26 protein-coding genes and 1 rRNA gene are annotated in these 19,991 nt (G+C 36.3%); 5 read left to right on the top strand and 22 right to left on the bottom strand.

Going from position 1 to position 19,991, the window contains the following annotated elements; all coding sequences use genetic code 11:
* Window positions 1–34: 34 nt before the first annotated feature.
* From AC1FXZ_RS14290 to AC1FXZ_RS14240, 11 genes are all read right to left on the bottom strand, one after another.
* The gene (locus AC1FXZ_RS14290; RefSeq protein ID WP_480054779.1) at window positions 35–196 is read right to left on the bottom strand and encodes a hypothetical protein; all 162 of its coding nucleotides are present in this window, start codon (window positions 194–196) and stop codon (window positions 35–37) included.
* A 414-nt stretch (window positions 197–610) separates the two neighbouring features.
* A complete protein-coding gene (locus AC1FXZ_RS14285) occupies window positions 611–760 on the bottom strand; it encodes a hypothetical protein (RefSeq protein WP_480054777.1) in 150 nt (49 codons plus the stop codon).
* Between the two features lie 496 nt (window positions 761–1,256).
* Window positions 1,257–1,472 carry a hypothetical protein gene (locus AC1FXZ_RS14280; RefSeq protein WP_480054776.1) on the bottom strand — a complete coding sequence of 72 codons (216 nt, stop codon included), beginning with the start codon at window positions 1,470–1,472 and terminating at the stop codon, window positions 1,257–1,259.
* A gap of 421 nt (window positions 1,473–1,893) precedes the next feature.
* On the bottom strand, window positions 1,894–2,721 hold the full coding sequence (locus tag AC1FXZ_RS14275) for an AraC family transcriptional regulator (RefSeq protein ID WP_480054774.1): 828 nt from the start codon (window positions 2,719–2,721) through the stop codon (window positions 1,894–1,896).
* 512 nt (window positions 2,722–3,233) lie between these two features.
* The gene (locus tag AC1FXZ_RS14270) at window positions 3,234–3,470 is read right to left on the bottom strand and encodes a hypothetical protein (protein WP_480054772.1); all 237 of its coding nucleotides are present in this window, start codon (window positions 3,468–3,470) and stop codon (window positions 3,234–3,236) included.
* Window positions 3,471–3,505: 35 nt separating this feature from the next.
* Window positions 3,506–4,084 (bottom strand): DUF2207 domain-containing protein, encoded by a 579-nt coding sequence (locus tag AC1FXZ_RS14265; RefSeq protein WP_480054770.1) that lies wholly within the window; start codon window positions 4,082–4,084, stop codon window positions 3,506–3,508.
* A gap of 75 nt (window positions 4,085–4,159) precedes the next feature.
* Complete coding sequence (locus AC1FXZ_RS14260) at window positions 4,160–5,035, bottom strand: ABC transporter ATP-binding protein (protein ID WP_480054768.1); 876 nt, start codon at window positions 5,033–5,035, stop codon at window positions 4,160–4,162.
* A 12-nt stretch (window positions 5,036–5,047) separates the two neighbouring features.
* Window positions 5,048–5,440, bottom strand: coding sequence for a GntR family transcriptional regulator (locus AC1FXZ_RS14255; RefSeq protein ID WP_480054766.1), 393 nt, complete (start codon window positions 5,438–5,440; stop codon window positions 5,048–5,050).
* Window positions 5,441–5,458: 18 nt separating this feature from the next.
* Window positions 5,459–6,199: a hypothetical protein gene (locus tag AC1FXZ_RS14250; RefSeq protein WP_480054765.1), complete on the bottom strand. Its 741-nt coding sequence runs from the start codon at window positions 6,197–6,199 to the stop codon at window positions 5,459–5,461.
* Between the two features lie 14 nt (window positions 6,200–6,213).
* Window positions 6,214–6,696 carry a small multi-drug export protein gene (locus AC1FXZ_RS14245; RefSeq protein ID WP_480054763.1) on the bottom strand — a complete coding sequence of 161 codons (483 nt, stop codon included), beginning with the start codon at window positions 6,694–6,696 and terminating at the stop codon, window positions 6,214–6,216.
* A gap of 203 nt (window positions 6,697–6,899) precedes the next feature.
* Complete coding sequence (locus AC1FXZ_RS14240) at window positions 6,900–7,664, bottom strand: MerR family transcriptional regulator (protein ID WP_480054761.1); 765 nt, start codon at window positions 7,662–7,664, stop codon at window positions 6,900–6,902.
* Window positions 7,665–7,929: 265 nt separating this feature from the next.
* Here AC1FXZ_RS14240 and AC1FXZ_RS14235 point away from each other — a divergent pair, with 265 nt between their 5' ends.
* Window positions 7,930–8,280 carry a DUF2200 domain-containing protein gene (locus AC1FXZ_RS14235; protein ID WP_480055207.1) on the top strand — a complete coding sequence of 117 codons (351 nt, stop codon included), beginning with the start codon at window positions 7,930–7,932 and terminating at the stop codon, window positions 8,278–8,280.
* Window positions 8,281–8,382: 102 nt separating this feature from the next.
* Here AC1FXZ_RS14235 and AC1FXZ_RS14230 read toward each other — a convergent pair whose 3' ends face one another.
* The 4 genes from AC1FXZ_RS14230 to AC1FXZ_RS14215 all read right to left on the bottom strand — a co-directional run bounded on the left by AC1FXZ_RS14230 (window position 8,383) and on the right by AC1FXZ_RS14215 (window position 10,748).
* A complete protein-coding gene (locus AC1FXZ_RS14230) occupies window positions 8,383–8,673 on the bottom strand; it encodes an RNA polymerase alpha subunit C-terminal domain-containing protein (protein WP_480054759.1) in 291 nt (96 codons plus the stop codon).
* A gap of 97 nt (window positions 8,674–8,770) precedes the next feature.
* Window positions 8,771–9,499 carry a hypothetical protein gene (locus AC1FXZ_RS14225; RefSeq protein ID WP_480054757.1) on the bottom strand — a complete coding sequence of 243 codons (729 nt, stop codon included), beginning with the start codon at window positions 9,497–9,499 and terminating at the stop codon, window positions 8,771–8,773.
* Between the two features lie 2 nt (window positions 9,500–9,501).
* A complete protein-coding gene (locus AC1FXZ_RS14220; RefSeq protein WP_480054755.1) occupies window positions 9,502–10,374 on the bottom strand; it encodes an ATP-binding cassette domain-containing protein in 873 nt (290 codons plus the stop codon).
* Window positions 10,374–10,748: a GntR family transcriptional regulator gene (locus AC1FXZ_RS14215; protein ID WP_480054753.1), complete on the bottom strand. Its 375-nt coding sequence runs from the start codon at window positions 10,746–10,748 to the stop codon at window positions 10,374–10,376. The genes AC1FXZ_RS14220 and AC1FXZ_RS14215 overlap by 1 nt, the downstream gene beginning before the upstream one ends.
* Before the next feature lie 158 nt (window positions 10,749–10,906).
* Here AC1FXZ_RS14215 and AC1FXZ_RS14210 point away from each other — a divergent pair, with 158 nt between their 5' ends.
* Entirely contained in the window at window positions 10,907–11,050 is a 144-nt protein-coding gene (locus AC1FXZ_RS14210; RefSeq protein WP_480054751.1) for a hypothetical protein, read from the top strand.
* A gap of 102 nt (window positions 11,051–11,152) precedes the next feature.
* Window positions 11,153–11,515, top strand: coding sequence for a fluoride efflux transporter FluC (locus AC1FXZ_RS14205; protein WP_480054749.1), 363 nt, complete (start codon window positions 11,153–11,155; stop codon window positions 11,513–11,515).
* On the opposite strand, the gene AC1FXZ_RS14200 is transcribed toward AC1FXZ_RS14205, so the two are convergent.
* Complete coding sequence (locus AC1FXZ_RS14200) at window positions 11,484–11,930, bottom strand: hypothetical protein (RefSeq protein WP_480054747.1); 447 nt, start codon at window positions 11,928–11,930, stop codon at window positions 11,484–11,486. The genes AC1FXZ_RS14205 and AC1FXZ_RS14200 overlap by 32 nt on opposite strands.
* Before the next feature lie 191 nt (window positions 11,931–12,121).
* Between AC1FXZ_RS14200 and AC1FXZ_RS14195 the strand changes: the two genes are divergently transcribed.
* The gene (locus tag AC1FXZ_RS14195; RefSeq protein WP_480054745.1) at window positions 12,122–12,655 is read left to right on the top strand and encodes a DUF2179 domain-containing protein; all 534 of its coding nucleotides are present in this window, start codon (window positions 12,122–12,124) and stop codon (window positions 12,653–12,655) included.
* A gap of 53 nt (window positions 12,656–12,708) precedes the next feature.
* On the opposite strand, the gene AC1FXZ_RS14190 is transcribed toward AC1FXZ_RS14195, so the two are convergent.
* The 5 genes from AC1FXZ_RS14190 to AC1FXZ_RS14170 all read right to left on the bottom strand — a co-directional run bounded on the left by AC1FXZ_RS14190 (window position 12,709) and on the right by AC1FXZ_RS14170 (window position 18,811).
* Window positions 12,709–13,125, bottom strand: coding sequence for an SMI1/KNR4 family protein (locus AC1FXZ_RS14190; RefSeq protein WP_480054743.1), 417 nt, complete (start codon window positions 13,123–13,125; stop codon window positions 12,709–12,711).
* A 22-nt stretch (window positions 13,126–13,147) separates the two neighbouring features.
* Entirely contained in the window at window positions 13,148–14,032 is an 885-nt protein-coding gene (locus tag AC1FXZ_RS14185) for an HNH endonuclease (RefSeq protein WP_480054741.1), read from the bottom strand.
* A gap of 414 nt (window positions 14,033–14,446) precedes the next feature.
* On the bottom strand, window positions 14,447–16,699 hold the full coding sequence (gshAB, locus tag AC1FXZ_RS14180; protein ID WP_480055205.1) for a bifunctional glutamate--cysteine ligase GshA/glutathione synthetase GshB: 2,253 nt from the start codon (window positions 16,697–16,699) through the stop codon (window positions 14,447–14,449).
* Window positions 16,700–16,857: 158 nt separating this feature from the next.
* Window positions 16,858–17,691, bottom strand: a complete 834-nt coding sequence (fghA, locus tag AC1FXZ_RS14175; protein WP_480055203.1) for an S-formylglutathione hydrolase — start codon at window positions 17,689–17,691, stop codon at window positions 16,858–16,860.
* A 4-nt stretch (window positions 17,692–17,695) separates the two neighbouring features.
* Complete coding sequence (locus AC1FXZ_RS14170; RefSeq protein WP_480054739.1) at window positions 17,696–18,811, bottom strand: S-(hydroxymethyl)glutathione dehydrogenase/class III alcohol dehydrogenase; 1,116 nt, start codon at window positions 18,809–18,811, stop codon at window positions 17,696–17,698.
* Window positions 18,812–19,084: 273 nt separating this feature from the next.
* On the opposite strand from AC1FXZ_RS14170, the gene AC1FXZ_RS14165 reads away from it, so the two are divergent.
* Window positions 19,085–19,447 (top strand): winged helix-turn-helix transcriptional regulator, encoded by a 363-nt coding sequence (locus tag AC1FXZ_RS14165; protein ID WP_480054737.1) that lies wholly within the window; start codon window positions 19,085–19,087, stop codon window positions 19,445–19,447.
* 425 nt (window positions 19,448–19,872) lie between these two features.
* Here the strand turns inward: AC1FXZ_RS14165 and rrf are convergent.
* Window positions 19,873–19,988, bottom strand: a 5S ribosomal RNA gene (rrf, locus tag AC1FXZ_RS14160).
* Between the last annotated feature and the right edge of the window lie 3 nt (window positions 19,989–19,991).

The following is a 19,991-nucleotide window of genomic DNA, read 5'->3' as shown; positions in this document are numbered from 1 at the left end:
TTCGTATATAAAAAAGCAGCCGTTTCCATGGTAGTTAAAAGAAAAACAATATTAAAATAATTGGTATTGTTACAAGTAAAGTTAATAAACAGCCACAACCCATCATCTTATTTCCAGTTTGCTGCATTCCCTTGCCAACTTTATCTAACTTCTCTGTTCTATCTAACCATTTTTGTTTTCGTTCTTCCTTGTCCATTTTATCAACGCTCCCATTGTCGTTTTTATATACACTGGGCAAAGGGGACAGGCAACTTGTCCTAAAAAAAATTACGTAAAATCAATTGGAAATTTTTCATGACACTTTAAACATTACAGATTTAATCTACCTCTTATATCGACTTCACCATAGAGTTTCGAAGCAGAGGGAACAGATCTTTCGTTTCCTTTAGGTAGGGTATTACAGATCCGTCCCCCTCTTATTTTTAACGGGGAATAAGGCTTTATTCTTCCACGATTGCTCCAATTGTGGCTTATCAATTTTATTGAACAATATTTTTGTACTGCGCAGCAAAAGGTTTTTTCGGTTGATTTTCTTATTATTCCATAAGCTCCCGTTTATGGAATAATAAAAACATAGGGAGATCTTAGTCTTCCTATGTTTTCACTCATATTATTTATCTGTTTGTTTTTGCTTCTTTTTCAAATACTCCGCACGTATTTTTTCAAGTTGCTGCTTTTTATCAAGTTTGGCAGGCTTCTGTTTTTCATGAAACTTTGTCACAGCTACCTGACCTTTGGCATCCAATTGATATTTCCCCACTTTGTTCACCTACTTTTCTTGTCTTTAAAGAGAATCTATCCAACAAATATAATATACCTAATTTTACTGAAGTAAACCTTATTACTTTATTAGTTTACTGCTAACTTTACATATATAAGTAAAGACAATAAAAACTTAGTAAAATAATTCATCTCCAAATGATTTTCATTTCATTGCTATAATCAAAATAAAATGCCTTGACACTTGCATAAGCCTTAATAATTCTATTTCTTGTTTGTTCAGCTCTCTTTTTAAAGGTCCAATTGTTCGGTAAATAAGTTTTAAAATATTAAAACAATTTAAGTCTACTCCATCTTTTTAATGGTTCTTTATGCTAATAACCATTACGTTCTCGATGATTTCAAATTTAGGTTTCTGAGTGGTAACTCCTCAATCGAGTAGATTTCATTTTAAGACACCTCAATTTCAATAAAATCTTGTTAAACTCTTGCTTACCGTTACTCTAAGTACAATTATTCACAATATCAAACATTCCTTAATCCTGTTTGTTACTTAATAACTCTTCCATTTTCTTTTCTAATTCTTCAATTCTGGATTCCTGTTTTATAAAAACTGTAATTAACACTGCTATTACGAACGCAATAAAAATAATTAAAGCCCAGATGTTTTCTACAATAAGACCGAGGAAGAAAAATGCAAAAATCCAACAAATAACTATACAAGCTAAAAATGTACCAATAAATTCTTTCAATTTAAATACCTCCTTCAAATCATAAATAATCTTTTATAGTAAATTAACCTTCCTACTGTGTTACTTTCTTATTGAACAAGCCTGCTCCGTACTTTGTACAACATGATTTACAATTTCATTTGCATCAGCAGCAATTTCTGGATAAGAATCAGGTTCTAAATTCAAGTAAATGGTATCATACGTTAAATAACAACAGGCATTTTAAAATAGTTTCTATCCAGTGGATAATAGCGAATAGTCACTCGTTAATTAGCGTATCCATTGCTATAACAATGAAATTAACAAATGGAAATAGCCAACAGTTTTCTGTTGGCTCTCCACATAGATGGTAAATATCAATTCGATAGATTCTTTACTTCCCAAACCTGTACTCGCGAATGGATGTGCTCATCCCCTTCTCATAAGGTTGGCAGTTGCACTTTTACTTTTTTATAACAGGAACCCAAATTTCACTTTCATTTTCCTTACTTGTCATCATTTCTGGGCCTCCACTATGCTCATATGATGAGGACGGAAACCATTCAGTGTAAATACGTTGCCAAACTTCCTGAACCTCTTGCCACTCACCTTTCACATGAAATATTGCCCAGGTTGCCTTTGGTATTTCTAATTTTGATAGATGTCTTGGACACTCCTTTGTTGTAGCAGCCGCAAGATAAAAATCAATTTCCTCTTCAGCGTAATTAGTCATTATTTGAAGCAATCCCTTTAATTCTGTATTTGCTAGTTTCTTTATTTCATTTATCGTTTCATCGTTATTCTGTAATAATTGTATAATATTAGGATCGACATCTTCGTCCATAACTTTTGTTCTTTTATGAATCCCAACGACACTAAAAGAACCTTTTTCTACGATTTTATAATTCATTTCATTTCCTCCCTTAATTGTAAGTTGAAAGGTCATTTTTGGAAAAGCTTTAAGTGACTGCCCATTTTTTTTAACCTGACTTGGTTTAACCCCATGAAATTTTTGGAAAGCCCTAGCAAAAGAATCAGGTGATTTATAGTGAAATTTCAATGCAACATCGATCACCTTTGAATTCTCATTAATTAAATCATGTGCCGCATACGTTAATCTTCTTCGCCGAATATATTCAGTTAATGTGATACCAGATATAAAGGAGAACATTCTCATGAAGTGATACTCAGAACAATGAGCAATTTTTGCGACTTTCCTAAAATCAATCTCACTCGTCAAGTTTTCCTCAATATAGTTAATTGCTTCATTCAACTTTTTAAGATTTTCCATCTCACAACCTCCTCACTTACAACAATAGCAGTGAATAAAAAGTGATTCCCGACTTTCCTTGCACAATTAAATAGGACTGTATATGTATAAACTTAAAATCCAGTCTCATCTGTTAACGGTTCCAATTTGCGATAGTTATTATCTTTTTGACAAAGCTTTCCACAATAAAGTCACCAAAAAAATGAATAAAATACCTTCTATTATTTTACGAATACCTCTTAAACAAACCTGCTCATTCGTGAAAAAGCGTTCCTGCTGCTGTTGCAGAAACGCTTCCGTTAATTTAATTATGACTATTAGATTTACTCAGAAAAAACGGGATCAACATCATTTGTTAAACAGTGGAAATCGACCTTTCTAAGATGAAAATGGAAAATGAATTTCAATTTGGTTTAGAGGTTCTGCTAAAAGGGATTTAAAAGTGAAATTAAATGAGGCCCTCTTCCGTCCCAATAAAATTAGCGCTTTCCATTCCTAAGGAAAGCGCTCTAAACCTTGAACTACAACTAATATTAAAATGCTCCTGATCCACCGCCAGTAAACCCACCTGAACTTGCACCTGTACCAATACCCTGCTCTGCACTCCTAAAATTTACTGTTGCAGCAGCGGCAATGATCAACCATGTCGGATCAAAGCCATAGGCTGTGCTTGACTGCCGTTCATTTGTTTTAAAGGCATTAACTAGTGATTCGTTCTTCTTAATAAGCTTTTTTTCATTGCTCCCAATCCCAATAATAAATGCCCGCATTTTATCATCATCGGATAATGATTGCCACGTTGACGCTAGTAACTTTGGAAATTCCTGTTTAAAAAACGTGGAACCTCTCCCATCGCAAACTGAACTTGACCGTCATCAAATACGGTTTCCGTTTTGTACGCCTCATCATAGCCAAAGGCAATAAGAGCAATTGTCGACTCTGGTGGAATAACATTAACTATTAAACCTTCATATGTTGTCTCATTACTTTTATCGAAAAATGGCCAGTAAAATTCAGCAACATCCTCATAAACGTCAATACCGTTGTTGATTTTATAAGTTATATCAATAGTTATTGTTTCGTCTTTCCCTCCCCGATGAATACGATGTTCAGTTCTATCTGTCTCTACTAGTAACGGATTGTTGCTTTCAAAAGCTTCAAGCTCAACTATTTCAGTGCCTTCTTTCGGAATTAATTCTCGAATAATCCCCTCGAATTCGCCACTAAATTCATACGTATGTTCCTCTTGAACTATAACATCACCATTTGTTTCTAGAAATGCATGAATTTCTACATTAGTAATGTTGAAATCAACGGCAAACACTTCAGTCGGGATAAAAAATAGGATTGTCATGAGAAGCACGCAGATTATGTTTTTTTTCATTTATTCCATCTACCTTTCCACTCACTATACGAAAACCCTTTTCTAACCTCTTTACGTTTCCAACATAATAAGGTTTCATTTACTTTGACCACGACTAATCATATGCTCTATCACTTCTTCAAGCGATAAACGGTTCGCATGGCTAATCGAAATCCCAACTTCTTCTAACTCTTTCTCGATGACTGGCAGATGATCCGTAACAATTTGTGGCGGGACTTCTTCTACCTTAATAACATGAGGATGATCTTTCAATGCTTCTGGAAGATGGGACACCCACAGCCTCGCCCACTTATCATGAATTTCATCTTTATCGAATGTAGCGATGATTTTTCCATTTTCTAAAAGCGTAATAGAATCACATAATTGCTTTACTTCATCAATATTATGTGTCGCTAGAACAATACTTCTTTCTCCATCTTCCATATAGTTCATTAAATCTTCTTTCATTTTCTGTTGTGAAACGATGTCTACACCAGCTGATGGTTCATCTAACAATAAGACTTTTGATTCATGGCAAAGTGCAAAAATAAATTCTACTTTTTTCTTCGTTCCTTTCGAGCACTTACCAAACTTTTGCTCCTCATCAATGCTGTACCGTTTAAACAAAAGCGCACAATGCTGTTGATCCCACGTTGGATACCAATAAGCAATCAATGAAGCAAGCTCTTTCACCGTTAAATGACCAAATGGTTCGAGTAAATCACCAACATATCCAATTTTTTGCTTTATTTCGGTCTCTTTGCTAGCAAAATCCTGACCAAATAGATGAATCGACCCTCCATCAGCTTGAAGAAGGTTCATCATCATTCGAAAAAAAGTAGTTTTACCAGATCCATTTGCTCCAACTACTGCGACTGCTGTACCTTTTTCCACTTGAAAATCGATTGGACCTAGAGAAAATTTTTTATAGTGTTTGCTTATCCCTTTTATATCAACCATTGAGGTTTTCATGATCATCCCCCATTATTTTTCGTGAAAATTTCGCTTTAACACTTCATTGAAAATCGTCATCAAATCATCTATCGAGCATCCGACCTGCATTCCCTGTTCAATTGCTTTTTGGAATGCGTCATACACAACCTTTTGTTTCGCTTCTTCCTTTTGTAGCTTCTCAATCTCTCTTACAAACGTTCCTTTCCCTTGAACCGTTTTGATATATCCGTCACTTTCCAAATTTTGATAAGCTCGCCTCGTTGTTATAACACTGCACGCTAACTCACTTGCCATCGCTCGAATGGAAGGGAGCGGTGTTCCTGGTGAGAGGTGCCCACCTACAATTAGTGATTTCACTTGGGTTTCAATTTGGTGATAGATTGGTTCTCTACTTTCCTCTGAAACACGAATCGGTAGCTTCATCGCTTCCCCCTCCCTCCATTACAAGTAATCTCTTTTTGATAATCTCATTGTCAGCAATTTGTTCCAAATATAGCTGCCACAAACGCCGACAAAAAGGGAGACGGCTGCTAATGGCCAACCATGACTCTTAATAAGGATCAATACCGTTTCAACGATACCTTGCCCTACTAAATTGTAGAAAATAAACACTGTTGCGAGAAAAACGACAATAAAAACCAACGGAAGTAGATGTAATATTTTCCCATTAGTTCCATATTCAACGAATGGATTTACCCCTCCTATCGCTAAAGCATAGCCTAACCAAAAGAGGATAAATACTAAGTACTCTACCGGAGTCATAAGCTCAAAAAAATGTGTTGGTAAGGCTATTGTTATCGTTACATAAAATGCTAAAGACATAACGATGAATGTTCCAATCATAAGAAGTATTCTACTTAACGATAGGGTAGCAATTGGAATAGGCAACGTACGGAATAAGGCCATTCTTTTGCTAAATGGATCGTCCTTTATCGTTTGAAAGGTTAAATATGGTCGGGACATAAAAATCGCTGCAAACGATGGAGTCATTACAAGGAAAATAATGTCCAGTAGCGTATGATTATAAAACATCATTTCAGCCCCAAATAACTTTCTAACTGATTGTTCAAGCAGAATACTGGAAAATAATCCAATAAAAATCGTTGCTCCTAACGTCATGGCAATTGCTACCCATTGCGATTTTAATTCTTTTTTAGCTAACCAAACTGCTTGCTGAAACAAGTCACTTCCTCCTCTTACTCAAAAATATTTTGTCGCTCTCCATGCCCAAATAAATCGATTCCGAAGTAAACCAATACAGCTATTGATAAACTCCAAATTACGATACTTCCTGTCATCCAATACGCTGTTTTCTTTTTCGTTCCTCCAAATGATAAGCTCATAAACGCAGTCAAGTGACTTCCGACAAAGAAAGGACCAATCATAGCAAGCCCTGGTAAGCCGTACTTTTTCCATAGCTTTTGTGCTCTTACTGTTCGTTTACTTGGTGTTTTTTCTTCTTCCTTTTTTCGCTTTTGTCTCCATTCTTTAATTTTATTAACAAATATTATCACAAATAAAACCGTTAGAATATTACCAATAAGTGCAAGGATGATGACGGGAACTGGAGATAACCCAGCAATCATTGCTAACGGAATAACTCCATATGACTCAAAAAAAGGCACTGCAGCAAATAAAAAAACAAGAACATAAGCCCATAAAGTATCTAATACATTCATTATAAATCCCTCCTAGTGTTATGGTGTTTATATCTATATACACACTATAACATCTGAAAAACGGATTGCAAAGGATAAAATAAAAAATAGGGAACCCATATTATGGAATCCCTATAATGCTTTTTCATTGATGTTACTATTTTTTTGCATATTCATTCTCTTTAACCATTTGCTCATATTTCATTGAAGTTCTAACAAATAGATCAGTTGTTCCTCATAGGGCCTGTATAAATTAGAATTGCGTCTCTTAAAAAATCTGTCATCCCTGGCATCCTTTCATAATACTTCTTAAACCGATCATCACCCACATACATTTGAGCAAGATCAGCATGAGCGTCCTTGTTGTATTCCCTCCAATAATACATAAGCCACTTCTTATGCAACTTCGCCGTTTTCTGTGCAATATCGCTCCCTGGGTCTCCAGTTTTAAATGCTTCTTCCAGAGTCTCCAGGACTTCATTTGCAAGACGACTAACCTCGTCATGCTCTTCTTTCGTCATATTAGTAAGTTTTTCATTAGACTGGTTAACTACATTATCGCCATATTTTTCACGAATCTCTTTCCCGTATTTCTCCTCGTTGTTATCAATCAATTGCTGCTTAAAACCTTCAAATTTCTCTTTATCTGTCATTATGATTCTCCCTTCCATTGAATCAATTGTTTTTTCTACATTGGCAATCAACACATCTAACTTCCTTTGTCCAAGAAGTTGTTCCCGGTGTTCCTTCAGTGCATGGGTTTCATCATAAAAAGGGGAAGTAATGATTTCTTTGATCTTTTCAAGACTTACCCCTAATTCTTTATAAAACAAGACTTGCTGTAATCGATCCACTTCTACCTGACCATAAATTCGATATCCCGACGAGTTAATTCTTGCTGGCTTAAGAATATGGATTTCATCATAATACCGAAGTGTTCTCGTACTGACTCCTGCTAGCTGAGCAAGTTTCTGTATGGTGTATTCCATTTGCTCACCTCCTGATACTATCACTCTACACCTTTACGTATGCGTGAAGGTCAACTGAATCTTTTCACTATCGCCCCTTTTTTTCCGAGAAATGGTCATTAGTTTATAATCACTCTTAACGAATACGCTGAAGTATCAGGTCGAAAGCCATGCATGAGACAGCTGGTCATATGTTTGCTAGTGAGAGCTAAATGACGGTTACTTTCTTTGAACCTGAATATTTTTCGTACTATAATAGAGAAAACCATTTAAGGGATGATGTATCATAGCTAAACATAAGATCTATACAATGAGTTTTGCAAGTGTCTATCCACATTATGTTACGAAGGCAAAGAGAAAAGGACGTACGAAAACAGAAGTCAACGAAATCATCCGTTGGTTGACAGGGTATAGCCAAGAAGAATTAGAAGCACAAATGGAAAAACAGACAGACTTTGAGACCTTCTTTGCGGAAGCTCCCCAACTGAATCCTTCGCGGGCTTTGATCAAAGGTGTGGTCTGCGGTGTCCGGGTGGAAGACATTGAGGAACCAACTATGCAGGACATTCGCTATTTGGATAAGCTAATCGATGAGTTAGCAAAGGGAAAAGCGATAAAGAAGATTTTGCGGGAATAATTTAAAACGAAAAAACACCGATTCCACTTTATAAAAGTCGGTGTTTTTTGTTGAATCGGCAAACTAACCCAATTCCAAAATCATAGAAATATTGTAGATTATTTATTCTTTAAATGATAACCCTTCTTCTTCTAATGAAGTTCTCAAAGTAGGTAAGGAAGCTGGTCCAATACCATGGATTTTTAGGATTTCTTTTTCGGTGTACTTTGAGAGTTTTTGCAGAGTATCAATCTCTTCGTGAAGTAAGGCATTTCTGGTAGGTGAACTTAGTTTCGATAGGAAGCCACTTTCAGGTTTATTCTCTTTATTACAAATAGGGCAACTTGGACACTCACTACTTTTGTAATACTTATGTCCCTTTTCACAGATTCTTAAACTTTTTTCTACTGTCAACATAATCGCTCCTAACAAATTTTGTATTCAATTTTAAGGTGCCTGCCCCCAAGCTGGAATATTGCACCACACTTACTGGGAGACAAGCTACCTCACTCTAATCCATCTTAATTGGTACTCGTTTCGTCAGTTGGCGAAGCAGCCATAGTCCAACGACAAGGAGGACGATCGTCACCACCATGGCAAGGGGCAACGTTAAATCAGGATAGGGAATACTGATAAACCCGAATAGTTGAAGTGAGCTTGCTCCATCCGATCCCAGATCGGTTAGTCCTACATAAATAATTGCACCAAGGATGGAAAGGAACCCACCAAAGCCACCATAGCGATAAAACCCGATACTAATGAGCCAACCTGCTAAATAATATGCGACAATCGACATGCTATAAGCCACGAACGGCACGAGCCAAACCGACCCCATATACCAACTTTCCCCATGGCTTGTACTTGGCACATAGGCAGTAACCCCCCCAACAAATTGGAGCATCCCTTGTAATGCACTGGCGATAAGCATAATCGCCACCACTACCCCAAAAGCAGCGGCAGCCGATCCGAGATAATAATCCTTTCTCGTAATCCCATTCCCTACGAAATATCCAAGGAATGCAAAGCACGAGAGGATGCCAATAATCAACATAAAAATTTTTGCAGGCTGAAAGATAAAAGCGAGGAAATGTACATTAAACTGTTCCACATTCGTTACGAACATAGGAACGACAAGATAAACAATGAAGACAATTCCGATGAACCAGAGAGCCCACTTCATTTGGACAGAAAAAAGGTCTAATCCTACTTTAGCCGTAGTAGAATTCTGTTTAATACTCATATTTAATCCTCCTCCCCTGTTAAATGGATAAATAATTCCTGAAGGGAAACTGGTCCAATCTCTAAGCCTAATCGCTCCCCTTCCAAACGCTTTTCTTCACTCATTTCTCCGTATACCATTACCGATTTCGTCTCACCAAGCTGTTGCGTTTTCAACTGCTGCATACCCACTACAAACGAATCCACTGTCTTCACGGAACCTGTAACCGATGCTCCTCTTTCAACGAACTCGTCGTACGGCTCATCCACAAGCAACTTCCCGTCATGAAGCAACAAGACATGATCAAACAAATACTCCATCTCCGACACAAGATGCGTTGAGAGAATCATTGTCCTCGGATGGCGCGCCTGCTCCTCAATCACTTCCTCGTAAAATAGCTCACGGGTTGGAGCATCCATCGCCAAATACACTTCATCTAATATCGTCACCGGCGATCGACTAGCGAGACCGAGGATGGCATTCAATGCTGATTGCTTCCCACTAGAAAGTTTATTAATCGGTTTATCAAGGGGCAGTTTAAACCGATGAGATAGCTCCTCCGCATAGTTCCTGTCAAAATGAGGGCGATACCGATCTGCAAAGTCAAAATATCCTTTCACCACTTCATCTTCATCGCTGTAATCAGACTCATACACGAACCCTACATGAGGCATAATCTTCTTATTTTCAAAAGGATCTTCCCCTCCAATCGTTAATGATCCTGAGGTTACTTCCCGATAAGAAGCTAACAAGGAAAGAAAACTGGTTTTACCAGCACCATTTCTCCCAAGCAAACCATAGGTTTTCCCATATTCAAGCGTAAAGGAAATATCCTTCAGAGCCTCAAACTCTTTAAAATTAAGATTTACATTTTTCGCCACTATATCAAAACTCATTAAGATCTCTCTCCCTTCAACTGCTTGATGATGTCGGTGATATCCTTCTCTGATAAGCCCAGCTTCTCAGACTCCTGAATCATAGGAAGTATAAATTCATCAGCAAAGACAAGTTTCCTATTCTCCAGTAGTTTCTCTCGCGCTCCCTCTGTAACAAACATCCCAACACCTCTTTTCTTATAAATAATCTCCTCGTCCACGAGCAAATTAATCCCTTTGGAAATGGTAATATGATTCACTTTATAAAATTGCACCATCTGTGTCGTTGAAGGGATTTGATCATGCTCCTTCAATTCCCCTTTCACAATTTGGTCCTCAATCCACTCTTTAATTTGAATAAAAATTGGCTTCTTATCATGGAACGAAATGGTCAATCGCCATCCCCCCTTCAAACATTTGTAACCATTTATCACCCTACAGGACATATACCCTTATAGTTATATATATGAGTATATAACCAATTTAAAAATTGTCAATAGGAGCACCGGGACGATTCCAGTTGAATTGTCCCCATTGGAGTGATATTCGTGGGATGAATCAGGAAGAAACTGATGCAGGAAAATTCCATGTAGCACACCATGGAATTCCTACAACGGTTGCAATCCTTTTGGTTGTTTTGTTATCTTTATTTATTGATGCTAATTTACTAATCGGGTCTTATTCAAAAAAACAATAATAAATATTCGACACTTCTTTGCTCTTGTATAAACCCTCAAGTACACTAGAGCGAAGTAGTAGAAGGTCTTTATAGAAAGGTGGAAGTATTTTTGAAGGAGCAATGGAAGAATATATTGCCATTGGAATTGGCGCAGCTCTCGGGACGATTAGTCGATATTGGTTAAATCTTTTGACGTTAGAAACGGGATACCCATTTGGGACGATTATTGAAAATCTCTTTGGAAGTTTACTCTTAGGATTTTTAACTGCTTGGTTTCTTATTTTTGTACCAAAGAATTGGGTGAAAACAGGGTTAGGAGTTGGATTATGCGGTGGTTTTACAACAATGTCGACACTAGCAGCAGATGCGACATTTTTATTTCATACATATACACCCTTTGAATCTGCTATGTACGTATTTGGATCGATGTTGGGTGGTATTCTACTTGCTTTTATCGGTTATTATGTTGGAGCAACCCTATAAAGGACCTTAGTGAAGTCGTTAAAGCTCCTTCAGAAATTGAACTGTACTCATTCCCTTCAAATACTAGCGTCTCATCTCCTCCCTGAAATGGTTTACCTACTAACTCACTGTCCGGGTGAGAATAGCGAATCCCATTCATATCCATGACAACAACAAAAAGAACTTCAGCTAATTGACGAACTTCATTAGCATACTGTTGAATTTCCTCAACTTTCCCTTCAATTAACCCTTTTTGGACACTTTCTGACTGGGCGACAATTCGAGCGATCGTTAATGCCTTCTCTTCTTCCTTATTGATACTATTTTCATTAATCGATTTACTAACTAGAAGATCTGTAAGGAGCAGAGAAAAGAGCACAACAATACAAATAAGGCAAATAATAATCGTGCGCAAAGTAAACTTTCTATTTAGCAAAAAATTACCTACTTCCTCAAGTAAAATATGAACTGCTATTCATAGTAGTCAAAATGTTTTCTATTCTCAATCCTCGTAAAATAATGTAACATGTTTGGTTCTGCACATGATTTCACGGTTTTTGGTGATTCTAAATGTGAGCTATTTGGACGTTTCATTATAAACTTTTTTATAGAAAGGAGTGATTACATATGTCTAGCATCCTTTTGATTTTTTTACTACAAATTATATTAGTACCCATTTTATCTCTTCGCATTATATTTGTTGTTAAGAATATGAGCACCCTTGCTTCTATTTTCGGATTTATGGAAGCATTGATTTATGTTTTCGGTTTATCGATTGTCCTTAGTGGTGAGCAAAGTATTGCTGAGATGCTTGTATATGCCTTAGGCTTTGCTGCTGGTATTTATTTAGGTGGTTTTATTGAAAATAAATTAGCTTTAGGATATACAAACCTTACTGTTAACTTGATGAATAATAATACTAAACTAATTTCGACTCTTCGAAACAATGGTTTTGGAGTGACCGTATTTGAAGGAATGGGGAAAGACAGTATTCGTTTTCAGCTTCAAATTTTGACTAAAAGAAGCATGGAAGAAAAACTAATGAAGATGATTGAGGAATATGAGCCACATGCCTTTATTATTTCTTATGAGCCTCGTAAATTTAAGGGGGGCTACCTATTAAAAGCAATGAAAAAGACAAAAAGAAAAGCAGATCTGTAAAATAGCTTAGCAGTAAAGCTCCCGTTACGATCCACTTAGCGGCTTTATTAAAACTAAACCGTATAACTTAACAATTCAAATGACTCATTAGATATGATTGTCATTTCACTAGTTTCATGTTCAAAAAATAAAATAACTACGGCATCCTTTTTACGAAAATCAAAGCAAAAATAATTTCCAAAATCATCATTTGCAAAAGCGATTACACCTTTTGGCAGTGACTCTTGTAATGCTTTGTTTATCATAACAAGGTTATCTGGAAAGGACTTTCCTATAGGTAAAAACGATCTTAGTTGTACATCTAAACCAGGCTTTATAGATATAATATTTGGACGCGGCCTTGCCCCATTATAATTTCGAATAATCTTCTTATAAAATCCAGGAAAGGTTACCTGGTAAAACGACTCCAATTCAGAAAGTGTGGCTTCATTCACTACACCCTTACTATATTTCCATTGAACGCTTTCCACGAAAACACCACCTTTGAAAAAATTAATAACCTCCACCCCATAAACTCATACCACCACTATGGCCTGATTGTGCATGAATCACTGTATCCATTAACTGCATTTTCCCCGGTTGCTCATGGTGATGCCAAGTATACCCATCGGGTGTTTCACCATCATATATTTGTTCAAGTTGAATATCCGTAAATTGCGCTTTGAGTTCGGGAGACAAGTGAATAGCTTCGTAGAGTTGATCATTACTAAGCTTTTCATGCATATAGCTAGAGGATTCATAGTACTCTTCTGGAATTTGGGTATCATAAACGGATTCAAACACTGGAAATACACCTTGTACAACGGTTCCATCTGGTAGTTGTACTGTACTAGATTCATAAAGCACGCCTGTTTCTGGATGTGTTGTACCATCTAAATCAGCATTTATTGTTTCAATGATCGCAACCTCAACATCAGCATGAACCTCACCAGTTACATTATCGACCACATCAAATACTCCGTAAGCGATTACGAGAACCGCACCGACCTTACCGATATTTTTTAAGCCATTCTTTACTTTAACCTGATCTTTGCCAACTATACCTGTTGCAACTTCATACATATTTTTAGATGTATACCATACACCCTTAGCCATTCCTTTCGTTACATTCCACGTCGCACCACCGACTTCACTTAAGCCCTCATTCCTTAATTTCTTATCTTTTTTGACTAGACCTATTGTTGTATCAACTACTCCTTGACCTACACCACCAATATTTCCAAAAAAGAATCTAGTCGAATTTGAGACACTATCGCCAATCTCTTGAATGTAATCATTTTTTATTACACTGCCTCCAAGTTTAATAGGTCCACCCAAAACAAAAGAAAAAGCCTTTCCTAAACCTTCAGCTGTTTGGAGCACGTACTTTTTTTTCATACTTCACCTCTTTTCTTTTATTAGTAGAAAAGAATTCATTATATTATTTTAACACTAAGCCACAAAAAAGTGTTTCAAAAGGGGAAAGCCAGATCCAAGCACTTTTAGATAAGGGCAAACCATACCACCTTCTTTGTCTCAAGAATTTCCCCAAAAAGAAAAAGTGCTCCATCCTGCAAAGATTAGCACTTTTTGCTTAAATTTATGAAAATTCAAATCAGCTTAGATTCGGCAAGTCGTCTTTTTATAGGGTATTCTATTATCAATCTAGTGTATTTGCAAAGTGGGACTGCCCCCCATTACCTCTGATTGATAAACTAACTTTTGGCGTAATCGTCTCTTAATGGTTGTGTATTACCAGTATCAGTTCCTACTGTGAGGCAAAAGAACCTGTTATAGTTGCTAGTAGTTTTCCTACTGACTTTGCAATAGTTCAGGGAATAAAAAATGGATAATATGCTTAGTTAAACGTCGAGACTCTCCTTTGTATGGATAGATATGCATATACATAGATGGGTTAAAGTTGGCCTCAATAATCCCGTAAGCATTTTTATGAGATGCAGGTACTTCTGTATTTTCAATAATCAAATCGATTCCACAAACTTTAACTCCCAGTGTAGATACCGCATCCACGGCTATTTTTTTATAATCATCAGGAATTTGATCGGTCACATCAATCGAGTCCCCACCTGTACTAATATTAGAGTTTTCACGCAAATAGACGATTTCTTCATTTTTTGGAATCGAATCCATTCGATATCCTTGACCTTTAAGCATAAGGTCCTCCAATTCACCTAATTGTATACTTTCTAAAGGTTTCCGATGGTCTCTTCCTCTTAACGGGTCACGATTCTTTTTCATGACTAACTCTTCAATTGTATGTTTACCGTCACCTTTAACATTCGCAGGAATTCGTAATAAAACAGCATAAACTTGATTATTTAACACAAAAAATCGATATTCTGTTCCATTAAGAAATTCTTCTATTAATATAGAAGAGTCTTCTTTAAATGCTAGTGTAATGGCATTTTGATAATCTTCGTAATTTGCGCTTTCTTTGAAGATCGATATTCCTAATCCATAGTTTGTGGTTTTCGGCTTCACAACAAAAGGTTTGCTGGAAAATAAATGATAGGATCGTAAAGCTTGCTCGATTGTTTGAAACTCCTCACCCTTAGGCACTTGAAATCCATGTTGGTGAAGAATTTTCTTGGTTACTGTTTTATTTTCCATAATTAAAGTAGATACATAATTATCTTTACTTGTCATATTTCCATTTTTAACATATTCAACATGATCTTTTAATTTCAGCTTCAAAAATTGATCTTGTCGGTCCAAAATTTCTACTTTAATTCCTTGTTGAATGGCATCAAACATTAAAATCTGAGTGGACAACTCCATATCAGTAAATCCTGCTAATTGATATGGCTTACCCCATGATTTTTTATAATTATTTTTTGCAATTGACGTAGCCACTTGAACTTGACTACTTTTTTCACCTTCTTTATAAAGCCTTCCCGCTAAAGTCTTACTTGGGTCCATCAGCATTTCTCTCAGATTAATGAATAACGTATCTGAAATAGGCAATTGTAAGAGTTTTACTAAATGTTCCATTTCATCAATTATATTTTTAGCCTCTTTTTCGAATTTTGTATGCTCGAGTGGATGCTCAAGAGCCACTACATCATTGTAGTAATCCCCCATTTTTACCCAGTCATCACAATTTTCCCCTTCATCTTTCCATAGCAAATAAAGTAAGAAAAGATGGAGAAATTCTGCTTGTTCATAGCTAATTCCATACGTTTCAAAAGGATTTAAATCTATATTGCGCAATTCAATATAACGAATACCGTGTTCTTCTAAATCTGAAACATGATGTCCACCTCTTAAACGGACAGCTGAATAAAATTCTTTTTCTTCTGATAGAAGCCCTCTTTTAACCATCAACGAAAGATCTGATAGATAATTCTGTATACTACTATATGACACTTGAACCTCATCGGAATTTGTATACCCATACTTACTGCTTCTAATGCTTCTTACTGCCTCATTCAAAGAATCTTCTTTGAAAAAATTCTTTTCACTACTAGGAGAAGCTCCATAAAAATAAGTGAATATCCACCGATAGTGTAAATAGTTTCTTGTGACTTTTAGATAAATCTCTGTTTTAAAATGTCGATAATCTTTACTCTCCGATTGCGCGTTAAATAACGCTTGGATTAGCTCATCGCCGAATTCAAAGTTGAAATGAACACCACAAAACATTTGTTTACGACGTCCATAAGACTGGGATAAAGTTTGGCGATATCGAACATTTTCAGCACTTTTCAATTTCGCAATCACAATATCTTCTTCTTTTTCTGGTAAATTTGGCGGCATACTTAAAGGCCAAAGCATTTCCTTATCACCCATAGAACGATAAGCAACATCATGGATCGCCGCTAAGTAATTAAACAGTTCCTCTAATGTCTCAGTAACAGGTGTGATGATTTCCATTTGTAATTCTGAAAAGTCGCGCTGAATATATGGATGATCATCTCGCAGTGAAATACTTTTAGGATGATCCGTTTTAGCTAAATTTCCGGATAAGTCAACTCGTTTACTTTCTTTTTCAATCCCATAACGGGCTTTTAATAAGTAGGGTCTAACGTGGTCATTGACTAACATTTTTTTTATATCCGTTTTAACGATAATCCCCAATTAGCTCACCCCTTCTTCAAACCATTACTCATTTTTAAATAATAAACTTTAAAATACATCGACATGCAGTAATCGAAAATATCCACATTCAATTGTCATGTGGATATTTTTATTTCTATTAAATATTATTTTAAGTGCTTCATATGGAAAGCAAAATGGTCTTCTAAGAAAGTAGCTATAAAGAAATAGCTATGATCATAACCTTCCATTTTCTCGTAATTTACTACTTGATTATTTTCATGAATATTCTTTAAAAAATACGTTTCATCTAGCTGTTCTGGATAAAAATTATCTTGAGTTCCTTGCGTAATAAGAGTAGGCGGCATACCGGCTTCTTTGACCAGTTCTGAAGCATCCCATTCTTTCCAGGAAGCTCTATCTTCTCCTAAATAAGTGGAGAAAGCTTTTATTCCCCACGGGACTCTACTAGGACTTAAAATAGGAGAAAAGGCAGAAATTGCTTTGAATCTTGTCGCATTTTTCATGCCAATCACTAAAGCACCATGACCGCCCATTGAATGCCCCATAATACTTTCTTCTCCTGAAAAATGTGGTACCAAAGTGGGCACAATAGCTGTTAATTCTTCTACTATATACGTATACATGTTATAATGCGTTGCCCACGGGTCTTGTATCGCATTTAGATAAAAACCTGCACCTTTTCCAAGATCCCATCCGTCATCGTCAGCCACATGTTCTCCACGTGGTGAAGTATCTGGAATCATAACGGCTACTTGATATTTTTCAGCTAATCTTTGAAATCCACTTTTTTGACTAAAATTATCATCTGTACAGGTTAAACCAGATAGCCACCAAATAAGAGGAATTTTTTTCTTTTCTTTATTTGATGGTAAGTAAATACTAAATGTCATCTCACATTGTAAAACTTCTGAATAATGATTATATTTACATTGCTGCCCATCAAAAGAGCGATGTTTTTCAATAAGTTTAAGACTCACTTTCTCACTCTCCATATGTTAAAATCGTACGAATCGACTCACCTTTATGAAGCAAGTCAAATGCTTCATTGATGTCTTTAAAGTCTAAGTGGTGTGTGATAAACGAATCCAAATCGATTTCACCGTTCATATAATCTTCGACCATTCCTGGCAATTGAGTTCTTCCTTTTACCCCACCAAAGGCTGATCCACGCCATACTCTACCTGTTACTAATTGGAATGGACGAGTATGAATTTCTTTACCTGCACCTGCTACACCGATAATCGTACTTTCACCCCAGCCTTTGTGACAGCATTCAAGAGCAGATCTCATGACTTCAACATTTCCAATACACTCGAAGCTGTAATCGACTCCTCCATCCGTCATTTCAATGATTACTTCTTGAATTGGTTTATCAAATTTAGCAGGATTTATAAAGTCAGTGGCTCCCATTTTTTTAGCCAACTCAAACTTATCCTCATTTAAGTCTATCGCAATGATTCGGCTTGCTTTTGCTTGAACCAATCCTTGAATGACGGCTAATCCAATCGCCCCAAGACCAAATACTGCTGTTACAGCTCCTTCTTCTACTTTTGCTGTGTTGTGTACAGCACCAATTCCTGTAGTCACACCACATCCGAATAGACAAACTTTATCAAGTGGAGCTTCTGGGTCAATTTTTGCTAAAGAGACTTCAGAAACAACTGTATATTCACTAAATGTACTAGTTCCCATGTAATGATAAATCGGCTCTCCATTATAAGAGAAACGAGTAGTTCCATCAGGCATTAAGCCTTTCCCTTGAGTTTCTCGGACGGCACTACATAAGTTTGTTTTTCCAGAACGACAGAATTTACATTCCCCACATTCAGCTGTGTATAGTGGAATCACATGGTCTCCCGGTTTTACTGAAGTTACTTCATCTCCTACAGAAACAACAACACCAGCACCTTCATGACCTAGTACAGCAGGAAATACGCCTTCCGGATCATCACCAGATAATGTAAATGCATCTGTATGACAGACTGAGGTATAGAGAATTTTAACTAATACTTCTCTTGCTTTTGGTTCTTCTACATCTATTTCTACAATTTGAAGTGGTTCTCCTGATTTAAATGCAACAGCAGCTCTGCTTTTCAATTGAATCCCTTCTTTCTTTTTATTTTCTGATTCTTTTTAATAATCACATATTAAAAACATAGTATCAATACTGACTTTTTTGTCACTACAATCAAAATAATCAAAAAAAGTGTTTCTCTCGGGTTAAAAGAACAGTAGCTTTACATTTAAACGAATCACACCTACCTTTATTTCCCAATTTACTTTTTCATCATTCCATATTATAATCCAACAGTAAATACTGACTTTTTTGTCACTATATAAAAAATAAACCATAGAAAGGCATGTGATAATATGGTCATTCATTATAAAGAAAAGTCTTTTTTTACTAACAAAGATTTAGCTCTGTCCGTAATTGGGGGGCGTTGGAAAATAGCGATTATCTGGTGTTTGCTTCAACAATCTCCTTTAAGATTAAGTGAAATACAAAAATACCTACCAGATGTCAATCAACGTATGTTAATTAGACAATTAAGGGAGTTAGAAGAGGATCAAATTATTACTAGAAAGGTATACCCAGTTGTTCCTCCTAAAGTAGAATATGAACTAAGCGAAATTGGTCTTCAATTAGAACCTGTTGTCACTTCCATTTGTAATTGGGGTGATCATTTTAGAGCATTTTTGGATGAAAATGCTGATAAAAAATCAGTTAAATAAAGTTAAATTCGATTTTGATTGGTTATTACTAGTAAATAATCTGCATTCAATTTACTAATATATTTTAGTAAATATCCATATGTATTTTACAAGTGTTGGAAGAGTTTTATTTTGTTCGTAGAATGGAAACCCCCGTACACTTGTAGTGTAGAAGGGATTTAGGGTAGGGACAGACGTATTATACTGAAAGGATAGACCATACAACTTCTCTAGTTAATAAAAATTATGTCTTTACTTGCTATTTATTTGTTCAAACAGCTTCTCATCTAGCACGTTGCCAACCAATAGAATTTCCGCGCTTAGCTTCGCAACTCCTATAAAAATACCTATCAAAATCATACAATTTGATAGGTATTTCACTCTATTCGTACTTGTTTGTGGTAAGGAACGAAAAAAAAGACAATCCAATGGATTGTCTTTTAACTGCCTGGCAACGTCCTACTCTCACAGGGGGAAGCCCCCAACTACCATCGGCGCAAAAGAGCTTAACGACCGTGTTCGGCATGGGAACGGGTGTGACCTCTTCGCTATCGCCACCAGACTA

It is taken from the genome of Halalkalibacter sp. HAAS-P014, from assembly GCF_056619965.1.
This window is presented reverse-complemented; position numbering and strand designations above follow the sequence as displayed.

Excerpts from the sequence above, each read along its gene's own strand:
- gshAB (WP_480055205.1), bottom strand. The coding sequence starts at position 16,699 with ATGTTAGTCAATGACCACGTTAGACCCTACTTATTAAAAGCCCGTTAT.
- AC1FXZ_RS14260 (WP_480054768.1), bottom strand. The coding sequence starts at position 5,035 with ATGAAAACCTCAATGGTTGATATAAAAGGGATAAGCAAACACTATAAA.
- AC1FXZ_RS14225 (WP_480054757.1), bottom strand. The coding sequence starts at position 9,499 with ATGAGTATTAAACAGAATTCTACTACGGCTAAAGTAGGATTAGACCTT.
- AC1FXZ_RS14210 (WP_480054751.1), top strand. The coding sequence starts at position 10,907 with ATGAATCAGGAAGAAACTGATGCAGGAAAATTCCATGTAGCACACCAT.
- AC1FXZ_RS14220 (WP_480054755.1), bottom strand. The coding sequence starts at position 10,374 with ATGAGTTTTGATATAGTGGCGAAAAATGTAAATCTTAATTTTAAAGAG.
- AC1FXZ_RS14270 (WP_480054772.1), bottom strand. The coding sequence starts at position 3,470 with ATGCGGGCATTTATTATTGGGATTGGGAGCAATGAAAAAAAGCTTATT.
- AC1FXZ_RS14245 (WP_480054763.1), bottom strand. The coding sequence starts at position 6,696 with ATGAATGTATTAGATACTTTATGGGCTTATGTTCTTGTTTTTTTATTT.
- AC1FXZ_RS14255 (WP_480054766.1), bottom strand. The coding sequence starts at position 5,440 with ATGAAGCTACCGATTCGTGTTTCAGAGGAAAGTAGAGAACCAATCTAT.
- AC1FXZ_RS14205 (WP_480054749.1), top strand. The coding sequence starts at position 11,153 with ATGGAAGAATATATTGCCATTGGAATTGGCGCAGCTCTCGGGACGATT.
- AC1FXZ_RS14265 (WP_480054770.1), bottom strand. The coding sequence starts at position 4,084 with ATGAAAAAAAACATAATCTGCGTGCTTCTCATGACAATCCTATTTTTT.
- AC1FXZ_RS14275 (WP_480054774.1), bottom strand. The coding sequence starts at position 2,721 with ATGGAAAATCTTAAAAAGTTGAATGAAGCAATTAACTATATTGAGGAA.
- AC1FXZ_RS14185 (WP_480054741.1), bottom strand. The coding sequence starts at position 14,032 with ATGAAAAAAAAGTACGTGCTCCAAACAGCTGAAGGTTTAGGAAAGGCT.
- AC1FXZ_RS14240 (WP_480054761.1), bottom strand. The coding sequence starts at position 7,664 with ATGGAATACACCATACAGAAACTTGCTCAGCTAGCAGGAGTCAGTACG.
- AC1FXZ_RS14290 (WP_480054779.1), bottom strand. The coding sequence starts at position 196 with ATGGACAAGGAAGAACGAAAACAAAAATGGTTAGATAGAACAGAGAAG.
- AC1FXZ_RS14165 (WP_480054737.1), top strand. The coding sequence starts at position 19,085 with ATGGTCATTCATTATAAAGAAAAGTCTTTTTTTACTAACAAAGATTTA.
- AC1FXZ_RS14195 (WP_480054745.1), top strand. The coding sequence starts at position 12,122 with ATGTCTAGCATCCTTTTGATTTTTTTACTACAAATTATATTAGTACCC.